This window comes from Saccharopolyspora endophytica (genome assembly GCF_018070075.1).
GTDB classification, from domain to species: domain Bacteria; phylum Actinomycetota; class Actinomycetes; order Mycobacteriales; family Pseudonocardiaceae; genus Saccharopolyspora; species Saccharopolyspora endophytica.
Genome location: NZ_JAGPXE010000004.1, coordinates 15,295 through 40,310 on the forward strand (window position 1 = coordinate 15,295; position 25,016 = coordinate 40,310).

Consider the following 25,016-nt stretch of genomic DNA (forward strand, 5'->3'; position numbering starts at 1 on the left):
TCACAGCAGGGAGAGCTGCCCCACCCGATCCCGACCGGAGTCCGACCGCGGCAGCTCTTCCCGCTGCACGCGGAAGTTTCCGGACCGCTGTGGTCGCGCGAGGCCGTGACGCTCCTTGGCCTGCTCGACCAGGTCGACGACCTGCCGTTGGTAGGACTTCGGGGTGTAGGCGCCGTTGCGGTAGAGGCGTTCGTAGAGCGGGAGCAGGTCTGGCCGCCGAGCGCTGAGCCACTCGTGGAACCACTCGCGCGCGCCCGAGCGCAGGTGGAGCACGATCGGCGTCAGGCTCGTCGCGCCCGCCCCGGCGATCGCGGCCACCGTCCGGTCGATCTCCTCCGGTGAGTCGCTGAGCCCGGGCAGGATCGGCGCCATGAGCACCGAGCACCCGACGCCCGCCTCGGCGAACCGGCGCACCACGTCGAGCCGCCGCATCGGTGATGGCGTTCCCGGCTCCACGACCCGCCACAGGTCCTCGTCGACCGACCCGACCGACACCGCGATCGACACCTGGGTCCGCTGCGCGGCCTGCGCGATCAGGTCCAGGTCGCGCAGGATCAGCGTGCCCTTGGTCAGGATGGAGAACGGGTTCGCCCGGTCCCGCAGCGCGGCGATGATCTCCGGCATCAACCGGTAGCGACCCTCCGCCCGCTGGTAGGGATCGGTGTTGGTGCCCATCGCGATCGGCTCGCCGGACCAGCGCGGGCCGGCCAGCTCCTTGCGCAGCAACGTCGCCGCGTTGGTCTTCGCGACGATCTTGCTGTCGAAGTCGCGCCCCGAATCCAGGTCCAGGTACGTGTGCGTCCGCCGCGCGAAGCAGTAGACGCAGGCGTGGGTGCAGCCCCGGTAGGGGTTCACCGTCCAGCGGAACGGCACCTGCGCCTCTCCCGGCACGCGGTTGAGGATCGACTTCGCCTGGATCTCGATGGCGTAGGCACCCTCGGTCCCGGCCTCGATCGGCACCGGTTCGGGCAACGCCAACCCGGCTCGGCCGCTCCCGCGCACGACGGGGTCGGGCAGACCGAGCGGCAACTCCCCCGCCCGGCCTGCATCAACCCGCTGCTCTTCCCAACGCATGACCCGATTCGAACACAGATTCGAAGCTCTGTCGAGCCGTCCCCACCGAGCTCACACGATCGAGCGGCCGAGGTCACGCCCCCGAGAGCAGGACGACGGAGTTGTGGCCTCCCATGCCGAGGGAGGACTTGACCGTGATCCCGTCCTGGACGGGCGTCGGGCCGTTGAGCAGGCGCGGGTGACCGGAGGACACCGAGGGCGGGGCCGGGAGGGTGCCCCGGTCGTAGCCGAGAGCGGTGGCGGCGATCTCCACCGCCGAGGCCGCGCCCTGGCAGTGGCCGACCAGCGGTTTGACCGAGTACAGCTCGGCTTCTGCTGGGAACAGCGAGTCGAAGACCGTCGCCTCCGCCCGATCGCACTGGGCCGTGCCCGGGCCGTGGGCGTTGAGGTAGCGCAGGCTCGACGGTTCCACGCCCGCGTTCTCGACGGCGTCCTCGAAGCAGCGGGTGATGTCGGTCAGGCTCGGGTCGATCGAGGTGACGTGGTGCGCGTCGTGCGACATCGCTCCGCCGAGCACGTGCGCGTAGGACGTGCCGCCGCTCTCGCGCGACAGGATCATGGCCACCGACGCCTCGCCCATCGCGAAACCCCGGCTGCCCTCCTGGAACGGTCGGCACACCTCGGGCGGTTCGGCGTCGCTGAAGGCGACTCCGAGGCGTTCGAAGTGCAGCACGTTCTCCGGGGTCGCCGACACGTCCGTGGCGACGAAGACTACGTCGTCGACGATTCCCGCGTCGATCCACGCCTTGGCGGTGAGCAGTCCCGCGTTGCCCGACGAGCACATCGCCGAGACGTTCATCGCCGGCCCGTGGAAGCCGAACTCCTGCATCAGCAACGACATCGGCGTCGACGGCATCAGCCGCAGGTAGTCGCGCGAGGCGACGCTGCCCCCGTGCCGGAGGTAGAAGTCGCGCCACAGCTCCACTTCTCCGAGCACGACCGCGTGCAGCAGACCGACTCGCCGCCCTTCGCGCCACCCGCGTGCGCGCGCGTCGGCGACCGCTTCGCGGGCCGCGCCGCGCATCGAGCGACCGAACGTGCTCGGTCCGTCGGACTCGTCGCCTCCAGGCGGGATCGCGGCGATCCACGCCGTCCGGTCGCGGTCCTCCCCGTAGCCCTCGGCCAGGGTGGCCGCGTGCTTGCCGCCGAGCAGTCCGTCCCAGAACGGCTCCACGCCCCAGCCGTACCCGGTCACGATTCCCAGACCACGAATGCCTAAGTGCGGTTCCATCTCCATCACCTTCGAACGTCATGATCATCGCTGATCAGGGTGCTTTTCCCGTCCTCGGTGCAGATCGTCGTGATGGGGTGGTGCGCTACGGGGTGGTAACCGAGCTCTCGCCGGAAACCGGGTTCCGGCAAGCGGTCGTCCGCATCATTCGGCCCGCCGATGCGCGGAACCGGGGCTACGCTTCACGACGTGCTGGTCTACTCGATGGGCGTTTCGGTCGACGGCTACATCGCCGACCGGCGGGGCGAGTTCGCCTGGACGGCCCCGACCGAGGAGCTGTTCGGGTTCCACCTCGCGCGGACCCGCGAGCTCGGCGGTTTTCTGTGCGGCCGCAAGCTTTACGAGACCATGCTGGTGTGGGAGACGGACCCGTCGATGCGCTCCGACGAGCTCGGCGCCGCCTTCGCCGACGTCTGGTCGGCCCTGCCGAAGGTCGTCTTCAGCCGCACGCTCAACAGCGTTGACGGCAACGCCCGCCTGGCCGGCGGATCGCTGCGCGAGGAGGCCCGAGCGATCGCCGACTCCACCGACCAGGACGTCGGGATCGGCGGCGCCACCCTGGCGGCCGAGGCCATCGAGCTGGGCCTCGTCGACGACCTTCGTCTCTTCCGGCACCCGATCATCGTCGGCGGCGGTACCCCCTCCCTCCCGCCGGTCGCCGAGAACACCCGCCTGAACCTCGTCGAGACCCGGACCTTCAACGACGCCGTGGTCTACGAGCGCTACGTCCGGAACACGGCCTGACCCACCGCACGCCGGGGACAACGGGTTGCTCGCCAAGGGCTTTCGCGCATGCATGATGATGTGGGGACGAACGCCCGACAGCGAAGAGAGGGAGACGCTTGCGAGCGAGCAACACCACCCCGCGGCGGAAGATCACGTGGGGACAGCTCAAGGTCGGCGATCTCTGGATCGGCGACCGCCCGGCGAACGAGACGCGAGCGGTCACCGAGGTCGCCCCGGCCTCCGACGGAACCGCGACGATCACCTTCGACGACGGAACCGCGCAGACCCACCCGACCGACTTCGAGATCACCATCGCCGTCACCGGCGAGGAATGACCGCGCGGGTCACCGCGATTCGATGATCTCCGCCAGCAGCGCTCCCGCCCGCAGCAGACCCAGCGAACGTCGCGCGATGGCCTCCACCCGGGCGTCGAGCGCTGCGAGCGAGCAGCTCACGTCGCCCATCTCGCGGATCGCGGTGATCGCGGTGCGCACGTCCGGAACTCGGTAACCACCGGCCCGGAGCGCGGCGGTGATCCGCGCTTCCCGGATGGCGGCGATGCCGTAGCGGCGCGCCGTGCCCGCTCGGGTCGTGATCCGGTCGGGCTCGACCAGGCCTTCGCCCTCCCAGAAGCGCAGGGCCGACGATCTGACGCCCAACGCCTGGGAGAGCTCGGTGATGGTCATGGCGTCCGCCGCGACGGGCTCCGCGTCGGTCTCGGCCTCCGCCTGGATGGCCTCCAGCCCTCGACGGGCCGCCAACGCCCGCTCGCGCTCGTGGTGGAGCCCGGTGTGCAAGGAACCGATGAGCGCCGCGCCTTCCTCCGGCGAGCAGCGGCGGATGTCGCGCATCGCCCGCCGGGCCTCCACGGGCCCCACGGCGAGCACGAGGCCCCGGTATGCCCGGAGAGCGCGCACGTGCGCTTCGGAGAACCGCCGATACCCGTTGCCCGCTCTTGCGGCGGGCGGAATCACACCTCGTCGTTCCAGGTCGCGGACCTGCTGGACCGAATAGCCGGACGCCTCGGCGACCGCGGCGGTGCTCATCACAGCCCCCGGCTCGACCACGAACCCTCCACCAGCGCTTCAACCACACACTTGAGCCATGAGTATGGAGCACATCCTGGAGGCGGTCCGGAGCTTCGACGGCGTTCTCGAGCTCGCGCCGGTCGAAGGCGGCGAGTTCCCCGAGATCGCCTGGAACGACCACTTCTTCTACTACGCGCCCGACGGCGAGGTCCCGCAGCGCGAACAGCCCTACGCCACCGTCGTCACGAAGAACTACCCCGGCGACGACCGGTGCGACCTCGACGCACCCGGACGCCGGCGGCTGAACGTGCACGTGGGGAGGGCACGGTTCACCGAGCTGACCGGGGAGGATCCTCGATCCGCTCCGGCATCGCGGGACCTCACCGCCGTCGACGTCGTCTTCGGCCACCCCACCTACCGGGCGCTCGGATGGTTGTCGATCATCAACCCCGGCCGCGCCACGCACGAGCTGGCGATCGACCTCCTCCGCCACGCCCACGACGACGCCCGGCGCCGCGCGGAGCGGAGGGCACGCCGATGACGGGCCGAGACTCCGGCTCGACGCCCCCGGAAACCACCAGAGCAGCGCAGGAGCAGTCCTGACCGGTCCGGGCCGCGGCGCGCGAAGTTCGCGCCGCGGACCGGATTTCCGCGCGACGTCGTCGGTGGGCCGTCGTACCGTCCTCCCATGCCGGTTCACACGACCAACTACGCGAACACGTTCATCGAGGCGGCCGCGGACTGCCCGGTGGCGCAGGCGGAAGAACCCCCGCTGCGGACGACTCCGTCGGTGGCCCGCATCCAGTTCGACATGCTCATCGCCGATCCGTACCGGCACACCTCCGACGACGTGGTCTACGAGTCCAACGGACGACGGCGCGGCCTGAGCCGGGAGGAGTTCTTCGCCAAGGGGCAACCCTGCCTGCGGGCCTCGCCCCTGACCAAGCGGTACGGCTGGGGCGTCCACCACGACGCCGACGGACGCGTCGCGCTGGTCCCGGCGGGCTCCGACCAGTACCGCGAACTCGCCGCCGACCCCTCGCTCCAGCACGTGAACGCCATGCGATCCAGCCGCGCCTGACCCTCATGCGCAGCGCGGTCGATCACACCGGCCACGCGGTCACCTCGCCAACGCGTCCGAGATCGACTGGGCGATCGGGGTCGTGGGGCGGCCGATGAGGCGGGAGAGGTCTCCGCTGCCGCCCTGGAGCAGGCCCTTGGCGATGGCCGAGACGTCCACGTCGACGAGGATGTCGGCGAACGCGTCCGGGACACCGGCGCCGGTGAGGATGCCCTTGAGGGTTTCCGGCGGGACGTCGGTGTAGGTGACGTCCCGGCCCGACTGGCGGGCGAGCTCCGCCGCGTACTCCGCGAGCGTGAAGGCCCGGTCGCCGCTGAGCTCGTAGCTGCGGTTCTCGTGCCCCGACTCGGTCAGGACCGCGACCGCCGCGTCCGCGTAGTCCTCGCGGGTCGCCGAACCGATCTTGCCGTCACCGGCGCTGCCGACGACGCCGTGCTCCAGCTGGGTCGGGATCTGGGCCGTGTAGTTCTCGCTGTACCAGCCGTTGCGCAGGAAGGTCCAGGTCAGACCCGAGTCGAGGATGGCCTGCTCGGTGCCCTTGTGGTCGTCGGCGAGCGCGAAGTCCGCGTTCGGGCCGCCGAGCACTCCCGTGTAGACGATCCTGGCCACGCCCGCTTCCGTCGCCGCGTCGATCACCGCCCGGTGCTGCGGGAGCCGCCTGCCGGCGTCGGGGCTGGAGATCAGCAGGACGACGTCGCCGTCGTTGAACACCTCGCTGAAGGTGTCGGGCGTGTCGTAGTCGGCGATGCGCAGCTCGACGCCGCGCGCGGCCAGCGGCGCCGCCTTGGCCGCGTCGCGGACCACCGCGGCGACCTGGTCGGCGGGAACCGCGCGCAGCAGCCCCTCCACGACGAGCGAGCCGAGCTGTCCAGTGGCTCCGGTGACGACGATGCTCATGTCCATGTCCTCCAGCAATGCGTGAATGCGCTTCGGACTAACCGTATCGATGGAACTAACTTCTGGTGAGTACCCACTTTCGAGTAAGGTAGTGGCATGCCGGTAAGCAAGCAGGTCACCTTCACCGAACAGCCGAATGTGAATGCGGCCACCTGCCCCTCGCGCAGCGTTCTCGAGCACATCACGAGCCGCTGGGGCGTGCTCGTCCTCGCCGCCCTGTTGGAGGACGGCCGACGGTTCAGCGAACTGCGCCGGATCATCGGCGGCGTCAGCGAGAAGATGCTGGCCCAGACGCTGCAGACCCTCGAACGCGACGGTTTCGTGCACCGCGAGGCCCACCCGGTGATCCCCCCGCGAGTGGACTACTCGCTGACCGAGGTGGGTGAGCAGGCGGCGCGGCTGGTGTCCGGACTCGCCCGGTGGTCGGAGGCGCACGTGACCGGCGTGCTGGCCGCGCGGGAGGCCTACGACAACCGGACGTGAGCCGACGGGGTCCCGGGAGCCGCAGGACCGACCCGCATAATTGCCGGGTGACCGAGCCACCCGAGATTCCCGGACGTCGGCCGCGCCATCGACAGCCGGGACAACCCGCGTGGCAGCCGCCTCCGCAGCAGCCCGGCCGCCGGCCACCCCAGCCGCCCGGGGAGAACCCACCGTCCCGGGACGCCCAACCTCCTCGGGACGCTCAGCCTCCCCAGGACGGCCGGCCACCTCGGCAGGCGCCGCCGCGGCGCCCGGACCAGCAGCGCACCCGCCCGCCGCACCCGCAGCCGACTCCCCCGCCGCCGGAGGAACCGCGCTCCCACCGGCGCCGCGAAGAACCCGCCGGTCACGGGCACGGTCACGGTCACGGCCCGGCCGCCCCGGCGTCGACGCACGTCAAGCGACTGCTGGCGTTCCTGCTGATCCCGTTCGCGCTGGCCGCGGTCGTCGGGATCTTCGTGCTCTACCCGTGGGGCCACGACCAGAAGACCGGTGCCGATCTCGGGTTCGGGCAGTCCCCGGTCAACGGCGAGGTCATCTCCGCCGGAGCCACCTCGTGCAGCGAGGGCGAGGCCGGTCAGGGCTGCGTCCAGCTCGCCGTGAAGATGCAGGACGGGCCGCGCCCGAACCAGACCATCGAGCAGGTCGTGCCCACCGACCCCGGCAGCCCGCGCTTCGCCGTCGGCGATCAGGTCGTGCTCTCCTACGCCGGGGAGAACCCCGACGACCCGACGTCGTTCCAGGTCGTGGACTTCCAGCGCGGCATGCCGCTGACGCTGCTGGCGCTGGTGTTCGCCGCCGCCGTGCTCGTGCTCGGACGCTGGCAGGGGCTGGCCGCGCTCGTCGGTCTCGGCCTGAGCCTGGTGATGCTGGTCGGATTCGTGCTCCCCGCGATCCTCGCCGGTGAGGATCCGCTGCTGGTGGCGGTCGTCGGCGCCGGGCTGATCATGTTCGTCGTGCTGTACCTGACGCACGGGTTCTCCGCGCGGACCTCCACCGCCGTGCTCGGCACGATGCTGAGCCTGGCGCTCATCGGCGTCCTGAGCACCGCGTTCTCCGCCGCCACCAGCCTGACGGGGCTGGACGAGAACACCTCCAGCCTGATCGGGGCGCTGGGCGCACCCATCGACGCGCGCGGGCTGCTGCTCGCCGGGATCGTCATCGGCGCGCTCGGCGTCCTCGACGACGTGACCGTCACCCAGACCAGCGCCGTGTGGGAGCTGCGAGCGGCCAACCCGACGCTGTCCTGGCGGCAGCTCTACGGGGCGGGCTTGCGCATCGGTCGCGACCACGTCTCGTCGGCGGTCAACACGCTGGTGCTGGCCTACGCGGGCGCGGCGCTGCCGATGCTGCTGGCCTACACCCTCTCGGGACGCACCTTCGGCGAGATCGTCAGCTCGCAGGCCGTCGCGCAGGAGGTCGTGCGCACGCTCGTCGGCAGCGTCGGCCTGGTCGCGGCGGTGCCCATCACGACGGCGATCGCCGCGCTGGTGGCCGTCCAGGAACCCGCCGAACGGCCTGGCGAAGAGGGTGCCGAACGGGCGAAGAAGCGGCGACGTCCGGGTAAAACCGAGGGCCGGTAGGGCTGCGAGCAGCCGCCGACCTGCCGCAGACTGGCGGACATGCCCACGCCGTTACCCGATGTCGGCAGCGTCCTGGACGTCCCGGGCCGCCTGCTCGGCGGCCTGACGTCCCTCGCCGGAGCGGTGCTCCGCGAGACGACGGCCGTGCTCGCCGCGATCCACGCCCTGCCCCGCCTGGTGGTCGCGCTGGAGCGGATCGGACCGCTGTCCGACACCCTCGCCGAGACGCGGGACGCGCTGCGCGAGCTCGCCGACGGCGCGAACGACCTGGGCCCGACCACCGATCAGCTGCGCTTCCTGCACGAGCAGGTCGTTCAGCTCGCCTGTGACCTCCGCGTCCTCGAACCGGACGTGGAAACCCTCACCAAGACGACGGCCCAGCTCGACCAGACGGCCCAGCTCCTCATCGCAGCCCTCAACCGCGCCTGAACGTCACCTGTTCGAGCGGGCGGATTCGAATTTCGCGCGAAATTCGACCGCGAACTTCGCGCCTCCAATTTCGCGCGAAATTCGAATCCCCGGGTTCAGAGGGTGGCGACGAACTTCGAGACCGCCTCCGGCTGGAGGCGCTGGGCCATGCGGCCCTGAGGCGCGAGGGACGCCAGCTGGTAGAGGGGGCGGTTGGGCGGCGCCTCTCCCCTGGCCTCCGCGCGGAGCTGCGCGACGACCAGCTGGGAGAGCACCAGACCGCGGGTGTCCTCGTTGCCGGCCAAGGCGTCGGCCAGGCGGCGCAGGGCGTAGACGCCCAGCTCGCGGCCACCGGTCCCGGCGTACATGGCCAGCGAAACACTGATCGCCTTGCCCTTGGGCGCACCACCGATGAGCACGTTGATGGTGCGGGCACCGCGCAGGTCGGTGACGAACAGGTCCAGCCGCGTCGCCTTGTGCACGTCGACCACCCGGCTGCCCAGGGCGCGGGCCACGACCTCGTGCCCGCGCAGCGTGATGGTCTTGCGCGACTCGGTCCAGGCCAGCAGCAACAGCGGCACCGCGACGATCACCAGCGTCGTCACGAAGCCGACCGGCCCCGCGAACAGGCTGACGATACCGCCGAACGCGGCGGCCACGATGACCGCCGCGATCGCCACGTTGCGGGCCCGGACCCGCACGGTGCGCCGGTCCAGCAGGTCCAGCGGCACCGCCTCGACGTCGCTCATCGGCTCTCCGAGACCGCCGCGCGCACGTCGTCGACCAGCGACTCCAGCGACACCGCGCGCTGCTCGCCGGTGGCCAGCTCCTTGAGCTGCGCGCTGCCGGATTCCAGGTCCCGCTCGCCCAGCACCAGCGCGAAGCGGGCGCCGGAACGGTCGGCGGCCTTCATCGCGCCCTTGAGGCCCTTGCCGCCGTAGGCGATGTCGACCCGCACACCGTGCGCGCGCAGCCCGCCGGTGGCGGCGACCAGCGTGCGCTTGGCCGTCTCACCCATCGGCACGCAGTAGACGTCGCACCGCGACTGGTCACCGACCGACAGCCCTTCGGCCTGGCAGGCCAGCAGCGTGCGGTCCACGCCGAGGCCGAAGCCGATGCCGGACAGCTCCTGGCCGCCCAGCTCGGCCATCAGCCCGTCGTAGCGGCCACCGCCGCCGATGCCGGACTGCGCGCCGAGCCCGTCGTGGACGAACTCGAAGGTCGTCTTGGTGTAGTAGTCCAGGCCGCGCACCAGCCGCGGGTTCTCCACGAACTCCACGCCCAGGTCCACCAGGTGCGCCTTGACCGACTCGTAGTGCTCCTTGGCCTCGGCCGAGAGGTGGTCGACCATCAGCGGCGCGTCGGCGACCATCTCGCGGACCTCGGGGCGCTTGTCGTCGAGCACCCGCAGCGGGTTGAGCTCGGCGCGGCGCTGCGTGTCCTCGTCCAGCGGCAGCCCGCGCAGGAACTCCTGCAGCTTGGCGCGGTAGGTGGGACGGCAGGTCGCGTCGCCCAGCGAGGTCAGCTCGATGCGGTGCCCGGTCAGGCCCAGCCGCCGGTAGCCCTCGTCGGCGATCGCGATGACCTCGGCGTCCAGCGCCGGGTCGTCCACGCCGATGGCCTCCACGCCGACCTGCTGCAGCTGCCGGTAGCGGCCGGCCTGCGGGCGCTCGTAGCGGAAGAACGCGCCGCTGTAGTAGAGCTTCACCGGCAGCTGACCGCGGTCGAGGCCGTTCTCGATGACCGAGCGCATCACGCCGGCCGTGCCCTCCGGGCGCAGCGTCACCGAACGCCCGCCGCGGTCGGCGAAGGTGTACATCTCCTTGCTGACCACGTCGGTCGACTCGCCGACACCGCGCGCGAACAGCGAGGTGTCCTCGAACAGCGGCAGCTCGACGTAGCCGTAGCCGGCGCGGCGCGCGGCGTCGGACAGGGTCTCGCGGACCGCGAGGAAAGCCGCCGAGTCCGGCGGGAAGTACTCCGGGATGCCCTTGGGGGCGTTGAACGTGCTCATCAGGTGTGCGATTCGTCCTCGTCAGTGGGCGTCGGAAGCGGGCAGTTCCTGCAGGAACGGGTTGCCCGCGCGCTCGCGCCCGATGGTGGTGGTCGGTCCGTGGCCCGGCAGCACGACGGTCTCGTCGTCCAGCGGCAGCACCTGCGTGCTCAGCGACTCGAGCATCGCGCCGTGGTCGCCGCCGGGCAGATCGGTGCGCCCGATGGCGCCGGCGAAGAGGGTGTCGCCGGACAGCAGCAGCCGCCCGCCCTCCTCGGTGCCGACGCCGAACAGCACCGACCCGCCGGTATGGCCCGGGGTGTGCGTGACGTCGAAGCGCAACCCCGCCAGCTCCAGCACGTCGCCGTCGGCGATCTCGCGAACCTCGGCGGGCTCCTCACCGCTGATGCCGTCGCCGAAGAGCTGGCGGCCCGCGGGCCCCAGGGTCGCGCCCGGGTCGGCGAGCATGAACCGGTCGACGGAGTGGATGTGGGCGGGCACGTCGTGCTCGGCGCAGATCTGCGCGGCCGAGAGCACGTGGTCGAAGTGCCCGTGCGTCAGCAGCACGGCCGCAGGCGTGAGCCGGTGCTTGGCCAGCTGCTCGTCCAACGGCTCGACGGCGTCCTGACCGGGGTCGACGACGACGCAGGCTTCGCCCTCACCGCGGGCCAGCACGTAGCAGTTCGCCTGCAGCGGTCCTACCGGGAAGCCGAGGACAAGCACGTCAGAAGGGCCTTTCGTCGAGGATGCACAACCGAATGGCCACCCTAGATTATCGTCCGCCGCCGATCCGCCTGCGCACACCGGCATGGGCTCTCAGGAAGCGGTCCCGGGGCACCTCATAAACTTCGCTGCACAACATCAGATCATGGAGTGCGGGGAGGGGAGCAAGTGCCCAGCAACGAGCAGCGTCGTCAGGCGGCCAAACGGAAGCTCGAACGCCAGATGCAGCGCCGTGAGGAGCAGGCCAAGCGACGCCGGGTGATCACCATCGGGGCGACGATCGTGGTGGTCATCGCGATCGTGGTTGGCGTCTTCTACTTCAGCCGCAGCGGCAGCGAGCCCGCGGCCGAGCAGCCGCCGCCGCAGCCGCAGGTCAACATCCCGACCGAGCTGGCGCCGCCGCCGGCCCGTCCGACCCCGCTGGCCGACCCGGTCTCGTGCGCCTACCGCCCGGACGGCCAGGCGAGCAAGCCGGTCCAGCCGCCGGCCAACGGCGAGGTGTCCTCGAAGGGCACCGTGCAGGCCACCATCGAGACCAACCAGGGCACCATCCCGCTGACCCTGGACCGCTCGCTGGCCCCCTGCACCGTGAACAGCTTCATCAGCTTGGCCAAGCAGTCGTTCTACGAGGGCACCAACTGCCACCGGATCAGCACCGAGGGCCTGCAGATGCTGCAGTGCGGTGACCCGACCGGGCAGGGCTCCGGCGGTCCCGGCTACGCCTTCGACGACGAGACGTTCCCGGAGCTGAAGTACGGCCGCGGTTACCTGGCGATGGCGAACTCGGGCCCGAACACCAACGGCAGCCAGTTCTTCATGGTCTTCGGCGACGCCCAGCTCTCGCCGGACTACACCGTCTTCGGCACGATCTCGCCCGAGGGCCTGAAGGTCATCGACGACGTCGCCCGCGCGGGCCACGACGGCGCCTTCGACTCCTCCGCCGGCGGTGGCCACCCGAAGAAGCAGGTCACCTTCAACAAGGTCAACGTCCAGGCCTGACCCGGACCCCGCAGGGACCTCACGTGAAGAGGGGCACCGTTCCACCCGGAACGGTGCCCCTCTTCACTGCGTCGACCGGATTGCTCCGGTAATCCGAAACCCGATTACGGCAGTAATCCGCCCGCCCCCGATCCTCCCGATCCGGAGACGGAACACCGCAGTAATCGGGACCCGAAAACGGGAGTAATCCGGGTGGGACGGGACCGAGCGCAGAAGGTCGATGGACCTGGTCAGGTGGCGGAGGTGACTCGGTAGACGTCGTAGACGCCTTCGATGTTGCGGACCGCCTTGAGGACGTGGCCGAGGTGCTTGGGGTCGCCCATCTCGAAGGAGAACCGGCTGACCGCCACGCGGTCCTTCGAGGTGGTCACCGAGGCCGAGAGGATGTTGACGCGCTCGTCGGCCAGCACCTTGGTGACGTCGGAGAGCAGGCGGTGCCGGTCGAGCGCCTCGACCTGGATGGCGACCAGGAACACCGAGGACGACGACGGTGCCCAGTGCACCTCCACCAGGCGTTCCGGCGTCTTGCGCAGGTCGTCGGCGTTGGTGCAGTCGGTGCGGTGCACGCTGACCCAGCCGCCGCGGGTGACGAAGCCCAGGATCTCGTCGCCGGGAACCGGGGTGCAGCAGCGGGCGAGCTTCGCCCACACGTCACCGGCGTCCTTGACCACCACGCCGGAATCGCCGCTGCTGCGCCGCTTCCCGCCACCTTCCAAGGTGGACGGCGTGGAGCGCTCGGCGATCTGGTCGGCGGCCTGCTCCGGTCCGCCGATGTGCTGCACCAGCTGCTGCACGAGGTGCTGCGCGGAGAGCTGCTTCTCCCCCACCGCCGCGTAGAGCGCGGTGACGTCGACGTAGTGCAGCTCGCGGGCGACGGCGCCCAGCGCCTCGGCGGAGACCAGGCGCTGCACCGGGAGTCCGAGGCGCCGGATCTCCTTGGTGATCAGCTCCTTGCCGGACTCGATGGCCTCTTCGCGGCGCTCCTTGGCGAACCACTGCTTGATCTTGGCCTTCGCGCGCGGCGAGGCGACGAACGACAGCCAGTCGCGGCTCGGCCCGGACCCCTCCGCCTTGGAGGTGAAGATCTCGACGACCTCGCCGTTCTCCAGCTTGCGCTCCAGCGCCACCAGCCGGCCGTTGACCCGCGAGCCGATGCAGCGGTGCCCGACCTCGGTGTGCACGGCGTAGGCGAAGTCGACCGGGGTCGAGCCGGACGGCAGCGTGATCACATCGCCCTTGGGCGTGAAGACGAAGATCTCGCGGGTGGCCAGGTCGTAGCGCAGCGACTCCAGGAACTCGCCCGGGTCGGCGGCCTCGCGCTGCCAGTCCAGCAGCTGGCGCATCCAGGCCATCTCGTCGACCTCGACGCCACCGCCGCTGTTGCGGCCCTTGGTCTCCTTGTAGCGCCAGTGCGCCGCGATGCCGTACTCGGCGGTCCGGTGCATCTCGCGGGTGCGGATCTGCACTTCGAGGGGCTTGCCCTCGGGACCGATGACCGTGGTGTGCAGCGACTGGTAGACGCCGAAGCGCGGCTGGGCGATGTAGTCCTTGAACCGGCCGGGCATGGGCTGCCACAGCGCGTGCACCACGCCCATCGCCGCGTAGCAGTCGCGGATCTCGTCGACCAGGATCCGCACGCCCACCAGGTCGTGGATGTCGTCGAAGTCGCGACCGCGGACGATCATCTTCTGGTGGATCGAGTAGTAGTGCTTGGGCCTGCCCTCGACCTTGGCGGCCAGCCGGGCGGCGTCGAGCTGCGTGGACAACTCGTCGATCACGGTGCGCAGGTAGGTGTCGCGCGAGGGGGCGCGGTTGGCGACCAGGCGCACGATCTCGTCGTACTTCTTGGGCTGCAGGATGGCGAAGGCCAGGTCCTCCAGCTCCCACTTGATCGTGGCCATCCCGAGCCGGTGCGCCAGCGGCGCGAGCACTTCGAGGGTCTCGCGGGCCTTGCGGGCCTGCTTCTCCGGCGGCAGGAAGCGCATGGTGCGCATGTTGTGCAGCCGGTCCGACAGCTTGATCACCAGCACCCGCGGGTCCCGGGCCATCGCGATGATCATCTTGCGGATGGTCTCGGCCTCGGCCGCCGCGCCCAGCTTGACCTTGTCCAGCTTGGTGACGCCGTCGACCAGGTGGGCGACCTCGTCGCCGAAGTCGGACCCGAGCCGCTCCAGCGAGTAGTCGGTGTCCTCGACGGTGTCGTGCAGCAGCCCCGCGACCAGCGTGGTGGTGTCCATGCCGAGCTCGGCCAGGATCGTGGCCACCGCCAGCGGGTGGGTGATGTAGGGGTCACCCGACTTGCGCTTCTGGCTGCGGTGCTTCTCCTCGGCGACGTCGTAGGCGCGTTGCAGCAGCGTCAGATCGGCCTGCGGGTGCAGTTCGCGGTGGACCACCGCCAGCGGTTCCAGGACCTGCTTGACCTGGGCGGCGCGCTGGGCGGTGATCCTCCTCGCCAGTCTGGCGCGGACTCGGCGCGTGGCCGAGGTCGCACGCGGCTCGGCAACCGGATCGGTTGCCGAGGCAGGAGAATCAACGTGGTGGCTCACCGCACGCTCCCGGGCTCAGGCGTTGCTTAGTCCCAGGTCCGGGGGACCCGGACACTGAGAATAACGCCGACGGGTCAACGACCCATCCCTGGTGTGGTGGTCGATACGCCCAACGGTCACCTTCTGCAGTCGAGATGACCTTGGAAGTTCAGTCGAACCGATCACCGATCGTTGTGACGCTGCTGGTTGGCAGCGTCGGCGATCACGATCGCAGCAGGGCTCGGACGTGCTCGTCGACGATCTTGTCCCGGCCTTCCAGGGCGGTCAGCTCCATCACGACCGTGGCCGCCGTGACCTCCGCACCCGCCTGGCGGATCAGCCGGCACGCGGCACCCAGGGTGCCGCCGGTGGCCAGCACGTCGTCCACGACCAGGACCCGCTGCCCGGCACCCAGGGTGTCGGCGGGCAGTTCCAGCGTCGCCTGGCCGTACTCCAGCTCGTAGGAGATGCGGTCGGCGACCTCCGGCAGCTTGCCGGGCTTGCGCAGACCGATCACACCGGTGCCGAACGCCTGCGCGACGGCGGCGCCGAGCAGGAAGCCGCGGGCCTCCACGCCGGCGACGACGTCGAACTCCAGGCCCCGGCCCAGCGCGTCGGTGATGGCCCGCAGCGCCGCCGGATCGGCGAGCATCGGGCTGATGTCGCGGAAGAGCACGCCCGGCTCCGGGAAGTCGGGGACCTCCCGGATCAGCCGGACCGCGCTCTTGAGGGCGACGTCGTCGCCGTCGACGACTTCGACGCCCGCGGTGATTTCCTCGGTCATCAACGACGTCGCTTTCCGCTGGGCCGCGCGGCCTTGCCCGCCGGGCGCGCCGCGGGCTGCTGCCGCGTCGCACCCGCCGTGACCGGGCGCTTGGGCTCCTCCGGGACGTCCTCGCCCGCCTCGCGGGCGGCGGACTTGGCCCGGCGCTGCTCGACCTTCTTGGCGTGCGAGCGGTACTTCGACTCGCGCATCTTCAGGTCCACCAGCAGCGGGGTCGCGAGGTAGATCGAGGAGATGACACCGGCGATCATGCCGACCATCTGCACCAGCGCCAGGTCGCGCAGCACGCCGACGCCGAGCAGTCCGGCACCGACCACGAGCAGGCCCAGCACCGGCAGCAGCGCGATGACCGAGGTGTTGATCGAGCGCATCAGCGTCTGGTTGACCGCCAGGTTCGCCGCCTCCGGGTAGGTGCGGCGGGTCATGCTCAGCAGGCCCCGGGTGTTCTCCTTGACCTTGTCGAAGACCACCACGGTGTCGTACAGCGAGAACCCGAGGATCGTCAGCAGCCCGATCACGGTGCTCGGCGTGACCTCGAAGCCCACCAGCGAGTAGATGCCGGCGGTGACCACGACGTCGTGCAGCAGCGCGACGAGCGCCGCGACCGCCATCCACCTCTCGAAGTAGAACGCCAGGAAGATCGTCACCAGCACGAGGAACACGCCGAGCGCGAGCAGCGCCTGGGTGGTGATCTCCTCGCCCCAGGTGCCGGAGACCGCGCTGTCGCTGATCACCTGCTGGCTGGGCTTGCCCGTGCCGTCCAGCGGCTGGGTCTGGTTGAAGATCTCCTGCTTGACCTCGATGACCTGGTCCACCGTCAGCGACGAGGACCGGACCTGGATGCTCTGGTTCCCACCGGCGCCGACGACCTGGACCGTCTCGGCCGGGTGCCCGATGGCGTCGCTGAAGGCCGACTGCACCGCGTCGGTCTCGATCGGGCCCTGGGCGCCGACCGCGGGCATGGAGATCTTGGTCCCGCCCTCGAAGTCGATGCCGAGGTTGAACCCCTTGAACCCGATCGCGCCGATGCACACCAGCACCAGCAGACCGAGCGCGATGTACCAGCGGGAACGCTTGCCGATGATGTCGAAGGCACCGGTACCGGTGTAGAGCCGGTGGAAGACGCTCTCGCGCTTCTGGGCCCCTTCGGTGTCAGGAGTCGTCACCTTCACGCCTCCTTGGAGGTGGTCGCGGCGGCCTTGCGCGCGGCGCGGTTCCGGTTGCCGATGCGCTGCACGGCGCCCAGCCCGGAGACCGACGGCTTGGACAGGAACTTGTTCTTCGAGGCGAGCGCCACCAGCGGGTGCGTGACCAGGAAGACCACCACGAGGTCGAGCACCGTGGACATGCCCAGGGTGAACGCGAAGCCCTTCACCTGGCCGACGGCCAGCACGTAGAGCACCGCTGCGGCGAGGAAGCTGACCGCGTCGGCGGACAGGATCGTGCGCCGCGCCCGGACCCACGCCCGGGGCACCGAGGAGCGGAAGGTGCGACCCTCGCGGATCTCGTCCTTGAGCCTCTCGAAGAACACGATGAACGAGTCAGCGGTGATGCCGATGGCCACGATGAACCCGGCGACACCGGCCAGGTCCAGGGTGAACCCGATCCACCTCCCGAGCAGCACCAGCACCCCGTAGACCACGCCGCCGGACAGCACCAGCGACAGCACGGTCAGGATGCCCAGCAGCCGGTAGTAGGCCAGGCAGTACACGGCCACCAGCAGCAGGCCGATGCCACCGGCGATCAGACCGGCTTCCAGCGAGGCGATGCCCAGCGTCGCCGAGACCGTCTCGGCCTCGGACTGGTCGAAGGCCAGCGGCAGCGAGCCGTACTTGAGGATGTTGGCCAGGTCCGTGGCGGACTGCTGGTTGAACTGGCCGCTGATGCTGGCGTTGCCGCCCAGCAGCGGCTGGTTGATCGAGGGCGCGGAGACGACCTCGCCGTCCAGCACGAACGCGGCCTGCTGGCCGACGTTGGCCGAGGTGAAGTCGGCCCAGGTCTTGGCTCCGCCCGACTTGAAGTTCAGGCTGACCGTCCAGCCCGGGCTGCCACCCTGCGGGTTCGGCGGCTGGGCCATCGAGTCGGAGATCTCCTTGCCCTCCAGGAACACCGGCTCGAGGATGTACTTGGCCGTGCCCTCCCGGTCGCAGGCGACCAGCGGCAGCTTCGGGTCCTCGTTGCCGCGCAGCGGGTCCTCGGCCTTGCAGTCCAGTGCTTGCGCGGCCTGCATCAGCACGTTCGGATCAGTGCTCTGCCGGGTCGCCTTCGCGGCTTCGATCGCCTGGTTCGGGTCGCCCGGCGGCTGCGCCTGCTGCGGCGTCGTCGGCGCCGGGGGCTGGGTGGCGGGCAGCTGCTGGGCGACCTTGCGGAAGTTCAGCTCCGCGGTCTGCCCGAGCTGCTTGGCCTCTTCACCGCCCTCACCGGGCACGGTGATGATCAGGTTCGACCCGTCGAGGGCGACCTCGGAGCCGCCGATGCCCATGCCGTTGACGCGGGTCTCGATGATCTGGCGCGCCTGGTCCAGCGACTCCTTGCTGGGAGGCTGCCCGTCGGGGGTGCGCGCGGTGAGCGTGACCCGCGTTCCTCCCTGCAGGTCGATGCCCAGTTTCGGATTGGGCTTGCCATCACCGGTGAAGAACACCAGTGCGTACAGCGCCATCACGATCAGCGCGAAGATCGCGAGATAACGCCCTGGGCGCAGCTGCCCGGCCGGAGGTGCCACGGTGCGTCGGTCTCCTGTTCAGGGTCAGTTCGGATGCGCGACCCGGCCGGGGCCGAGAGCGCGAGCGGCGAGCGGTTTCGCCCTCGACAACGTACCGCCGGTTGTACCGGGTTCCGCCGTTCGATGCGATCTTGTGGCGGTCTTCGCCACCACCGACCGCCACGTACCGTCATCCAGTCTCGCAGGCCCGGAACGGGCCGCGACTACATGGGGTGGCCGAACGGCAGCGACGCGGGCCCGGAGTGGTTCGGCTCCGGTGCCCGCGTCGCGATGACGGCACGCTGTCCCCCGGCGGGCGCCCGACGTGCGGCACCCGTCACCGGGGTCGACCAGGCGCGTCAGCTGGTCTTCTGCTTCTCCGCCGAGTCGGCGACCTCGGTCGCGGACTTGTCCTCGACCTTGGTCTCCTCGGTCGCGGACTCCTCGGCGGGAGCCTCGACGGCCGGGGCCTCGGCGGCCTCGGTCTCGACCTTCTCCCGGACGGCCTGACGCACCCAGGTGGTGGTCATGCCCGGAGCGATCTCGATGTCGATGGTGTCATCGCTGGTCGACACGACGGTGCCGAAGACGCCGGAGGTCGTCATCACCCGGTCGCCTGCGGTGATCGAGTTCTGCAGCTTCTGCTGCTCGGCCATCGCGCGCTTCTGCTTGCGGGCCTGCAGGAACAGCGGCACCGCCAGCAGGACGATCAACAGCGGCAGGATCAGGGATTGGAGTTGCATCATGCTCCGTTCAGCGGGCGCACGACAGGACCAACCAACGAAGTCCGCGCCCGGTTTGTTCGGATGTTCTCGCCCCAGTCTGCCAGGTCAACGAAAGTGCCAGGTTGACGCGTGGCATTCAGCTGGTCCGCCGCCACCGTAACGGCGGATTGTCACCGTTGGGTCACTCCGCGAAAAGGGAGGGCGGACCTTCTCCGGGAGCGTTCGCCGGAGGCGTCATGCCCAGGTGGAACCAGGCGGCGGCGGTGGCCACCCGGCCTCGCGGCGTGCGGGCCAGCATTCCGGCCCTGACCAGGTACGGCTCGCACACCTCCTCCACCGTGGTGGGTTCCTCACCGACCGCGACCGCGAGCGTGGAGATGCCCACCGGCCCGCCGTGGAACGACTTGATCAGCGCCCGCAGCACCGCCCGGTCCAGGCGGTCCAGACCCATCTCGTCTACGTCGTAGACCTCCAGCGCGGCGCGCGCGACCTCGCGGGTCACGGCACCGTCGGCGCGGACCTCGGCGTAGTCGCGAACCCGGCGCAGCAGCCGGTTGGCGATGCGCGGCGTGCCCCGGGAACGGCCGGCGATCTCGGCGGCGCCGTCGTCGCGCAGGTCCACCCCGAGGATCCCGGCCGAGCGGCGAACCACCTGATCGAGTTCGTCGGAGGTGTAGAACTCCATGTGCGCGGTGAAGCCGAACCGGTCCCGCAGCGGACCCGTCAGCGCTCCGGAGCGGGTGGTGGCCCCTACCAGCGTGAACGGCGCGAGTTCGAGCGGGATGCTCGTCGCGCCCGGCCCCTTGCCCACGACGATGTCGACGCGGAAGTCCTCCATCGCCAGGTAGAGCATCTCCTCGGCGGGGCGGGCGATCCGGTGGATCTCGTCGATGAACAGCACGTCGCCCTCGGCGAGGTTGGACAGCATCGCCGCGAGGTCACCGGGCTTCTCCAGCGCGGGCCCGGAGGTGACGCGGATGGCCGAGCCCAGCTCCGCGGCGATGATCATCGACAGGCTCGTCTTGCCCAGGCCGGGCGGGCCGGAGAACAGCACGTGGTCGGGCTGGTCGCCGCGCCGCAGGGCGCCGTGCAGGACCAGTTCGAGCTGTTCGCGCACGCGCGCCTGCCCGACGAACTCGCTGAGCTTGCGCGGGCGCAGCGTCATCTCGACGTCGCCCTCGCCGTCGTCCTCGTGCGGGGCGAGCGAGACCGCGTCCTCGGGTGCCGACCAGTCCTCTTCCTCGTACATCGGCTACCTCACTTGGGCCCGAGGGTGGCCAGCGCCTTGCGCAGCACCGCGGAGGTGTCCAGGTCGCCGCCGCCGTTGGACAGCACGGCTTCCACGGTCTGGTCGGCCTGCTTGGCGGAGAAGCCCAGCCCCACCAGCGCCTCGGAGACCTCGCTGCGGATCCGGCCGCGGTCGACGGTGGCCGTCGGTTCGACCGTGGTGCCGGCGACGACGCCGACCTTGTCGCGCAGTTCGAGGATCAGCCGCTCGGCGCTCTTCTTGCCGATGCCCGGGACCTGGGTGAGCACGGTGAGGTTGCCGTCGGCCAGGGCCGTGCACAGCTGATCCGGCGAGAGCACCGCGAGGGTGGCCAGGGCCAGTCGGGGACCGACGCCGGAGGCCGTCTGCAGCAGCCCGAACAGGTCGCGGGCCTCGGCGTCGGCGAAGCCGTAGAGGGTCAGCGAGTCCTCGCGCACGATCAGCGAGGTCCACAGCCGGGTCTCCTCACCGCGCCGCAGGCCGGCGAGGGTGGACGGGGTGGCGTGCACCGCCATGCCGACGCCACCGACCTCGACCACGGCGTGGTCGAGGCCGATCGACAGCACCGGTCCGCGCACCGTGGAGATCATCGGGTCTTGCCTCCTGTGTTGGGAGCGGCCTGCTGCTGCCGGCCCGCTCGCTTCTCCTGCGCCGCTTTGAGCTTCGCGCGGTGGTTGCGCGCCATCTCGGCGGCTCGCGCCTCCGCCTGCGCCAGCCGGTCCATCATCGGCGCCCGCCACAGGTGGCAGACGGCCAGGGCCAGCGCGTCGGCGGCGTCGGCCGGTTTCGGCGCCTCGGCCAGCCCGAGGATCTTGGTGATCATCGTGGTGACCTGCTTCTTGTCGGCCCGGCCCGAACCGCTGATCGCGGCTTTGACCTCGCTCGGCGTGTGGAAGGCGACCGGCAGCCCGCGGCGCGCGGCGGCCAGCGCCACCACTCCGGAGACCTGCGCGGTGCCCATCACGGTGCGCACGTTGTGCTGGCTGAACACCCGCTCGATGGCCACGACCTGGGGTTCGTGGAGGTCCATCCACCGCTCGACCTCGGTGGCGACGGTCATCAGCCGCGAGGCGAGCTCGTCCTCCTGCGGACTGCGCGCCACGCCGACGGCCACGCACGCGACGGAGCGCCCCTTGCCGCCGTCGACCACACCGAGCCCGCAACGGGTCAACCCCGGGTCGACTCCCAACACGCGCACGACGCCACCCACCAAGCCGGAAAGAACACTCGTTCGAACCCTAACCAACCCGGGCTCACGCACCACACCCGACACGCCCTCCCCATCACCCGGGAGGGTGGGCCATTCGAATTTCGCGCGAAATTCGAGTCCCGAAGATCCCGGTCGAATTTCGCGCGAAATTCGAATGGCCCGGCGCGCCCGGCCTCGAGAGCCGAGGTCAGGGGCCGTCGACGCCTGGGGTCCAGGATTCGGGGAGGCCTGAGTCGGTGAGGATCGGTTGGTACTCGCGGAAGCCGCCGGGGGCGTCGGGTTGCCAGGGGAACTTGGCGTCCTCCGGGCTGGAGACGATGAGCTGCACCGCCGGGAAGTCCGGTCCGCTGTAGACCAGGAACGCCGAGCCGAGGTACTCCGGGTAGTGCTGGAGCGCGATCTTCTCGAAGGTCACCGGGCAGCCCTGCAGGAAGCCCTCGTAGAGCTGACCGGGCTGGAACCGCTCGCCCTGACCCGCGCGCTGCACGTAGGTGTTGACCACCGAGTGCGCGACCTCCTGCGGAAGCCCGATCACCACGACCTCGGGCTTGCCGAACCGGCGCCACGCGCCGACGGAGAAGGCGTAGGCCGGGCCGCTGTCGTCCCCGGCGACGTGCATGACCGCGGCGCCGTGCTGCTCCGCGGTGTTGACCATCCACTTGCGCAGTGATTCATCGGTGTCGACCACGGCGCCATTCTGCACGTCAACGCAAGAACCGCTCCCGCCGACGCCCGATTTCACGGACGCCAAGGGAGCGGTTCGCGCACTTGATGATCCGAATGCGAGCGGCGCAGCCGCGAGGCGTGAGGAACCACCCCCGCAACTCGCGCCGCCGCGGGTTCTGACACGTCGCCTGGCGATGACGCCGCGAAGCCAACCACAAGGACCACGGACTTCGTGACCGTCAGGCGTTGACCTCGGCCATGACCGAGTCGCTGACGTCGAAGGCAGCGTAGACGTTCTGGACGTCGTCGCAGTCCTCGAGGGCGTCGATCAGCTTGAAGATCTTGCGCGCGCCTTCGGCGTCGAGCTCGACGTTGACCGAGGCCAGGAAGTTGGTCTCGGCCGAGTCGTACTCGATGCCTTCGGCCTGCAGCGCCTTGCGGACGTCGACGACGTCCGTGGCCTCGCACAGGATCTCGTAGCTCTCGCCGAGGTCGTTGATCTCCTCGGCACCAGCCTCCAGGACGGCCGCGAGCACGTCGTCCTCACTGAGCCCGTTCTTCGGCAGCAGCACCACGCCGCGACGGGTGAACAGGTACGCCACCGAACCGGCGTCGGCCATCGAACCGCCGTTGCGGGTCATGGCCGTGCGGACCTCGCCCGCCGCCCGGTTGCGGTTGTCGGTCAGGCACTCCACCAGCACGGCCACGCCGTTGGGGCCGTAGCCCTCGTACATGATCGTCTGCCAGTCGGCGCCACCGGCCTCTTCGCCAGCTCCGCGCTTGCGAGCGCGTTCGACGTTGTCCCCAGGGACCGAGTTCTTCTTGGCCTTCTGGATCGCGTCGTAGAGGGTCGGATTGCCCTCCGGGTCACCGCCGCCCGTGCGGGCCGCGACCTCGATGTTCTTGATCAGCTTCGCGAAGAGCTTGCCGCGCTTGGCATCGACGGCGGCCTTCTTGTGCTTGGTGGTGGCCCACTTGGAGTGGCCGCTCATCTCTCCTCCGTCTTTCCACGCCCGTGACGGGATGTCACCGCCCGCGGACGATCCGTACGAAATAGCGGTGCACCCGCTCGTCCCCCTCGACCAGTTCCGGGTGGAAGGCCGTGGCGAGCACCGCTCCCTGCTGAACCGCGACGATCCTACCGGCGAGGCCTTCGCGCTCGGTGGCGTCGGGGGTGGTGGCGTCGTCGAGCGCCTCGGGCACCGCGGCCAGGACCGACACGCCGGAGCCGATTTTCTCGACCCACGGCGCGCGGATGAACACCGCGTGGACCGGGTCGGAGATCCCCTGGAAGTCGAGGTCGGTCTCGAAGGAGTCGACCTGCCTGCCGAAGGCGTTCCGGCGCACGACGACGTCCAGCGCGCCCAACGGGCGGACCGCTGCGGTCCTGTCGTCGTCAACGCTGGTGGCCAGCATGATCATTCCCGCGCAGGAGCCGTAGGCGGGCAGGCCGTCGGCCAGCCGCGCGCGCAGCGGTTCGTAGAGCTCGAAGGTGTCCAGCAGCCGGGTCATGGTGGTCGACTCCCCGCCGGGCAGCACGATGCCGTCGACGGCGTCGAGCTCCTCGACCCGCCGGACCGGGATCGCCCGCGCGCCGCAGCGCTCCAGCGCGGCCAGGTGCTCGGCCACTCCCCCTTGCAACGCCAGCACACCGATGACGGGCTGGTCCATCGCTTCCCCTCCTACCCACGGGATGTACGGGCTCATCCGTGAACGTGCGAGCGGCGCAGCCGCGAGGCGAGAACCACCCTCGCGACCTGCACCGCCGCGTCGCCGTGCAGTGACCGCCCGGAGTCCGGACGGCGTCTTCCGGTTCCGCTACGCAGCAGGACCGCAGTTCTCGCTCGTCACCAGCCGCGGCCGGCGAGGCGGTCCTTGCCGGAGAGGTCGTCGATGTTGATGCCGACCATGGCTTCGCCGAGACCGCGCGAGACCTTCGCGAGGACGTCCGGGTCGTCGTAGAAGGTGGTGGCCTTGACGATGGCCTCGGCGCGCTTGGCCGGGTCGCCGGACTTGAAGATGCCGGAGCCGACGAACACGCCCTCGGCGCCGAGCTGGCGCATCATCGCGGCGTCGGCGGGGGTGGCGATGCCGCCCGCGGTGAACAGCACGACCGGCAGCTCACCGGTGCGCGCGACCTCGCGGACCAGCTCGACGGGTGCGCGCAGCTCCTTGGCGGCGACGTAGATCTCGTCGGCCTCCAGGGTGGACAGCCGGCGCATGTCGGCGCGGATCTGGCGCATGTGCCGGGTGGCCTCGACGACGTTGCCGGTGCCGGCTTCGCCCTTGGAGCGGATCATCGACGCGCCTTCGGCGATCCGGCGCAGCGCCTCGCCGAGGTTGGTCGCACCGCAGACGAACGGCACCGTGAAGGCCCACTTGTTGATGTGGTTGGTCTCGTCGGCGGGGGTGAGCACCTCGGACTCGTCGATGTAGTCGACGCCGAGCGACTGCAGCACCTGGGCCTCGACGAAGTGGCCGATGCGGGCCTTGGCCATCACCGGGATGGACACCGAGTTGACGATGCCCTCGATCATGTCCGGATCGGACATCCGGGCCACGCCGCCCTGCACGCGGATGTCGGCGGGCACGCGTTCGAGCGCCATGACCGCGACCGCTCCGGCCTGCTCGGCGATCTTGGCCTGCTCGGGGGTGACCACGTCCATGATCACGCCGCCCTTGAGCATCTCGGCCATGCCCCGCTTCACGCCGTCGGTGCCGGTGGGAGCGGTGTCCGCTGCGCTAGTCAACTTTGATCTTCCTTCACATTCCGGAGGTGTTCCCGTCACCAACCTAGACACGAACTGGACCACCGCAACGGTCCACTCAGTCCCGATTTCAGTAGTCCACTTCGCGCGCGGGTCCCCCAGGCGCGGCCTTGCACGAGCACACCACCGGGTGTGTGATCGGAG

27 protein-coding genes are annotated in these 25,016 nt (G+C 70.3%); 8 read left to right on the forward strand and 19 right to left on the reverse strand.

All coding sequences use genetic code 11. The features are described 5' to 3' along the window. Positions 1-1,074 (reverse strand): Rv2578c family radical SAM protein, encoded by a 1,074-nt coding sequence (locus tag KBO27_RS10770; RefSeq protein WP_210969861.1) that lies wholly within the window; start codon positions 1,072-1,074, stop codon positions 1-3. A 73-nt stretch (positions 1,075-1,147) separates the two neighbouring features. Further along, positions 1,148-2,305: a beta-ketoacyl synthase N-terminal-like domain-containing protein gene (locus KBO27_RS10775; protein ID WP_210969862.1), complete on the reverse strand. Its 1,158-nt coding sequence runs from the start codon at positions 2,303-2,305 to the stop codon at positions 1,148-1,150. A gap of 189 nt (positions 2,306-2,494) precedes the next feature. Here KBO27_RS10775 and KBO27_RS10780 point away from each other — a divergent pair, with 189 nt between their 5' ends. Together KBO27_RS10780 and KBO27_RS10785 are read left to right on the forward strand one after the other, a co-directional pair. After that, positions 2,495-3,049 carry a dihydrofolate reductase family protein gene (locus KBO27_RS10780; RefSeq protein ID WP_210969863.1) on the forward strand — a complete coding sequence of 185 codons (555 nt, stop codon included), beginning with the start codon at positions 2,495-2,497 and terminating at the stop codon, positions 3,047-3,049. Positions 3,050-3,147: 98 nt separating this feature from the next. Further along, positions 3,148-3,366: a hypothetical protein gene (locus tag KBO27_RS10785; protein ID WP_210969864.1), complete on the forward strand. Its 219-nt coding sequence runs from the start codon at positions 3,148-3,150 to the stop codon at positions 3,364-3,366. A 9-nt stretch (positions 3,367-3,375) separates the two neighbouring features. Here KBO27_RS10785 and KBO27_RS10790 read toward each other — a convergent pair whose 3' ends face one another. Beyond that, the gene (locus KBO27_RS10790; protein WP_210969865.1) at positions 3,376-4,077 is read right to left on the reverse strand and encodes a MerR family transcriptional regulator; all 702 of its coding nucleotides are present in this window, start codon (positions 4,075-4,077) and stop codon (positions 3,376-3,378) included. Positions 4,078-4,135: 58 nt separating this feature from the next. Here KBO27_RS10790 and KBO27_RS10795 point away from each other — a divergent pair, with 58 nt between their 5' ends. After that, positions 4,136-4,600: a DUF6194 family protein gene (locus tag KBO27_RS10795; protein ID WP_246536874.1), complete on the forward strand. Its 465-nt coding sequence runs from the start codon at positions 4,136-4,138 to the stop codon at positions 4,598-4,600. Positions 4,601-4,747: 147 nt separating this feature from the next. After that, positions 4,748-5,140: a DUF6157 family protein gene (locus tag KBO27_RS10800; protein WP_210969866.1), complete on the forward strand. Its 393-nt coding sequence runs from the start codon at positions 4,748-4,750 to the stop codon at positions 5,138-5,140. 39 nt (positions 5,141-5,179) lie between these two features. On the opposite strand, the gene KBO27_RS10805 is transcribed toward KBO27_RS10800, so the two are convergent. Then, positions 5,180-6,037: an SDR family oxidoreductase gene (locus KBO27_RS10805; RefSeq protein ID WP_210969867.1), complete on the reverse strand. Its 858-nt coding sequence runs from the start codon at positions 6,035-6,037 to the stop codon at positions 5,180-5,182. A gap of 96 nt (positions 6,038-6,133) precedes the next feature. Between KBO27_RS10805 and KBO27_RS10810 the strand changes: the two genes are divergently transcribed. The 3 genes from KBO27_RS10810 (at position 6,134) to KBO27_RS10820 (ending at position 8,532) form a co-directional block, all read left to right on the forward strand. Beyond that, positions 6,134-6,520: a winged helix-turn-helix transcriptional regulator gene (locus tag KBO27_RS10810; protein ID WP_210969868.1), complete on the forward strand. Its 387-nt coding sequence runs from the start codon at positions 6,134-6,136 to the stop codon at positions 6,518-6,520. A gap of 404 nt (positions 6,521-6,924) precedes the next feature. After that, positions 6,925-8,103 (forward strand): YibE/F family protein, encoded by a 1,179-nt coding sequence (locus tag KBO27_RS10815; RefSeq protein ID WP_372448844.1) that lies wholly within the window; start codon positions 6,925-6,927, stop codon positions 8,101-8,103. 39 nt (positions 8,104-8,142) lie between these two features. Continuing rightward, positions 8,143-8,532, forward strand: coding sequence for a hypothetical protein (locus KBO27_RS10820; protein ID WP_210969869.1), 390 nt, complete (start codon positions 8,143-8,145; stop codon positions 8,530-8,532). Positions 8,533-8,627: 95 nt separating this feature from the next. Here the strand turns inward: KBO27_RS10820 and KBO27_RS10825 are convergent, their stop codons facing one another. The 3 genes from KBO27_RS10825 to KBO27_RS10835 are packed head-to-tail and all read right to left on the reverse strand — an operon-like array spanning position 8,628 to position 11,227. Then, positions 8,628-9,260: a hypothetical protein gene (locus KBO27_RS10825; protein WP_210969870.1), complete on the reverse strand. Its 633-nt coding sequence runs from the start codon at positions 9,258-9,260 to the stop codon at positions 8,628-8,630. Then, positions 9,257-10,525, reverse strand: coding sequence for a histidine--tRNA ligase (gene hisS / locus KBO27_RS10830; protein WP_210969871.1), 1,269 nt, complete (start codon positions 10,523-10,525; stop codon positions 9,257-9,259). The genes KBO27_RS10825 and hisS overlap by 4 nt, the downstream gene beginning before the upstream one ends. Before the next feature lie 21 nt (positions 10,526-10,546). Next, positions 10,547-11,227: an MBL fold metallo-hydrolase gene (locus tag KBO27_RS10835; RefSeq protein ID WP_210969872.1), complete on the reverse strand. Its 681-nt coding sequence runs from the start codon at positions 11,225-11,227 to the stop codon at positions 10,547-10,549. Between the two features lie 168 nt (positions 11,228-11,395). On the opposite strand from KBO27_RS10835, the gene KBO27_RS10840 reads away from it, so the two are divergent. Beyond that, entirely contained in the window at positions 11,396-12,226 is an 831-nt protein-coding gene (locus KBO27_RS10840; protein ID WP_210969873.1) for a peptidylprolyl isomerase, read from the forward strand. 230 nt (positions 12,227-12,456) lie between these two features. On the opposite strand, the gene KBO27_RS10845 is transcribed toward KBO27_RS10840, so the two are convergent. From KBO27_RS10845 to pdxS, 12 genes are all read right to left on the reverse strand, one after another. Next, complete coding sequence (locus tag KBO27_RS10845) at positions 12,457-14,772, reverse strand: RelA/SpoT family protein (protein WP_132626730.1); 2,316 nt, start codon at positions 14,770-14,772, stop codon at positions 12,457-12,459. Positions 14,773-14,974: 202 nt separating this feature from the next. Continuing rightward, positions 14,975-15,535, reverse strand: a complete 561-nt coding sequence (locus KBO27_RS10850; protein ID WP_210969874.1) for an adenine phosphoribosyltransferase — start codon at positions 15,533-15,535, stop codon at positions 14,975-14,977. Beyond that, a complete protein-coding gene (gene secF / locus KBO27_RS10855; protein ID WP_210969875.1) occupies positions 15,535-16,707 on the reverse strand; it encodes a protein translocase subunit SecF in 1,173 nt (390 codons plus the stop codon). Before secF ends, KBO27_RS10850 begins: the two co-directional genes overlap by 1 nt. Further along, complete coding sequence (gene secD, locus KBO27_RS10860; protein ID WP_210969876.1) at positions 16,704-18,257, reverse strand: protein translocase subunit SecD; 1,554 nt, start codon at positions 18,255-18,257, stop codon at positions 16,704-16,706. Before secD ends, secF begins: the two co-directional genes overlap by 4 nt. Before the next feature lie 338 nt (positions 18,258-18,595). Further along, a complete protein-coding gene (yajC, locus tag KBO27_RS10865; protein WP_210969877.1) occupies positions 18,596-18,979 on the reverse strand; it encodes a preprotein translocase subunit YajC in 384 nt (127 codons plus the stop codon). A gap of 163 nt (positions 18,980-19,142) precedes the next feature. Then, the gene (gene ruvB / locus KBO27_RS10870) at positions 19,143-20,210 is read right to left on the reverse strand and encodes a Holliday junction branch migration DNA helicase RuvB (RefSeq protein WP_210969878.1); all 1,068 of its coding nucleotides are present in this window, start codon (positions 20,208-20,210) and stop codon (positions 19,143-19,145) included. An 8-nt stretch (positions 20,211-20,218) separates the two neighbouring features. After that, a complete protein-coding gene (gene ruvA / locus KBO27_RS10875; protein ID WP_210969879.1) occupies positions 20,219-20,818 on the reverse strand; it encodes a Holliday junction branch migration protein RuvA in 600 nt (199 codons plus the stop codon). After that, positions 20,815-21,426, reverse strand: coding sequence for a crossover junction endodeoxyribonuclease RuvC (gene ruvC, locus KBO27_RS10880; RefSeq protein ID WP_210969880.1), 612 nt, complete (start codon positions 21,424-21,426; stop codon positions 20,815-20,817). The genes ruvA and ruvC overlap by 4 nt, the downstream gene beginning before the upstream one ends. Positions 21,427-21,625: 199 nt before the next feature. Beyond that, positions 21,626-22,093, reverse strand: coding sequence for a DUF4262 domain-containing protein (locus KBO27_RS10885; RefSeq protein ID WP_210970315.1), 468 nt, complete (start codon positions 22,091-22,093; stop codon positions 21,626-21,628). Between the two features lie 250 nt (positions 22,094-22,343). Continuing rightward, positions 22,344-23,096 (reverse strand): YebC/PmpR family DNA-binding transcriptional regulator, encoded by a 753-nt coding sequence (locus KBO27_RS10890; protein WP_210969881.1) that lies wholly within the window; start codon positions 23,094-23,096, stop codon positions 22,344-22,346. A 34-nt stretch (positions 23,097-23,130) separates the two neighbouring features. Then, positions 23,131-23,775, reverse strand: a complete 645-nt coding sequence (pdxT, locus tag KBO27_RS10895; RefSeq protein WP_210969882.1) for a pyridoxal 5'-phosphate synthase glutaminase subunit PdxT — start codon at positions 23,773-23,775, stop codon at positions 23,131-23,133. A gap of 176 nt (positions 23,776-23,951) precedes the next feature. Then, positions 23,952-24,854, reverse strand: a complete 903-nt coding sequence (pdxS, locus tag KBO27_RS10900) for a pyridoxal 5'-phosphate synthase lyase subunit PdxS (RefSeq protein ID WP_210969883.1) — start codon at positions 24,852-24,854, stop codon at positions 23,952-23,954. Positions 24,855-25,016 lie beyond the last annotated feature (162 nt).